This window comes from Microvirgula aerodenitrificans DSM 15089 (assembly GCF_000620105.1).
Lineage (GTDB): Bacteria > Pseudomonadota > Gammaproteobacteria > Burkholderiales > Aquaspirillaceae > Microvirgula > Microvirgula aerodenitrificans.
On the sequence record NZ_JHVK01000060.1, the window covers coordinates 1 to 1,224 of the forward strand.

General features: G+C 56.0%; 2 protein-coding genes. Both read left to right on the forward strand.

The window, feature by feature from the left end; all coding sequences use genetic code 11:
- Positions 1-330 precede the first annotated feature (330 nt).
- Entirely contained in the window at positions 331-558 is a 228-nt protein-coding gene (locus Q352_RS23120) for a helix-turn-helix transcriptional regulator (protein WP_028500506.1), read from the forward strand.
- Position 559: 1 nt separating this feature from the next.
- Positions 560-1,174: a helicase RepA family protein gene (locus tag Q352_RS21920; protein ID WP_444542980.1), complete on the forward strand. Its 615-nt coding sequence runs from the start codon at positions 560-562 to the stop codon at positions 1,172-1,174.
- Positions 1,175-1,224 lie beyond the last annotated feature (50 nt).

Below are 1,224 nucleotides of genomic sequence, written 5' to 3' on the forward strand. Positions count from 1 at the left end.
TGGAAGCAGAGTCGGATAGCGGAACTGCTGCCGCATCGGTGGTCGGCCGAGGAATGATGGCGCGCGTCAACAGGGGTTCACCGGGCGCTTACGGATCAATGACTTCCTGTATCAATCGTATGATGGCGTAGCGCCGCGAGGCAGTGGAGTAAGGACGCCAGCGATTCTGAAAGCGTTCGATGGCTTCCGATATTTCGGGGTCGCATCCTTCCCAGATGGTTATAGTCTTTTCTTTTTTCATGGCGTCAACCTCTTTAGGTAATTATAAGGCTGTCACAGTATGAATTGCTAGGCACCATAAGGCACTCGTTAGCAATTGGAGGCCGGGCCATGCAGGCTGCAACCAGCAAAATACTCATCAACAGAAAAAAGCTTCTGGAGATCATCCCCCTCTCGACGAGAACGATTTATAACTTGGAGCAGAGAGGAGAGTTTCCACGCCGTATTGCGCTCACTTGCAGAAATGTCGCGTGGGATTTATCCGAAGTCGAAGAGTGGATCGAAGCGCGTAAATCATCAGGTATACCGGCTGCCCGTCCTGGCGACGTGAGGGGTTGACATGGCACTTGACCTGATAACCGCATTCACTGAGTCGCCACCGCCGATTGATTATGTATTGCCCAATATGGTTGCCGGCACGGTGGGCGCACTTGTATCTCCCGGCGGAGCAGGCAAGTCCATGCTGATCCTGCAATTAGCTGCTCAGATTGCGGGGGGCCCTGATCTGCTGGAAGTGGGTGAGCTGCCCACCGGCGCGGTGGTGTACCTGCCAGCCGAAGATCCACCTGTCGCGATTCATCACCGCTTGCACGCCCTTGGCGCACACCTTACCGCTGCGCAGCGGCAAGCCGTGGCAGATGGCTTGCTGATTGAGCCGCTGATTGGAAAATGCCCCAACATCATGGCCCAAGATTGGTTCGATGGCCTCAAACGGGCCGCCGAGGGTCATCGTCTGATGGTTTTGGATACCCTGCGTCGCTTCCATATCGAGGAGGAGAACGCCAGCGGGCCTATGGCGCAGGTCATTGGCCGCATGGAGGCCATAGCCGCCGAGACCGGCTGTTCCATTGTGTTTCTGCACCATGCCAACAAGGGCGCGGCAATGGCGGGCGCTGGCGATCAACAACAGGCTGACCTTCCCCCCTGCAGGTATACCAAGCATAAGTTAGCATGAAGGCCAAAGGAGCCTCTCATGCGGAAGTCTCGATTCACTGAAGCGCAAGT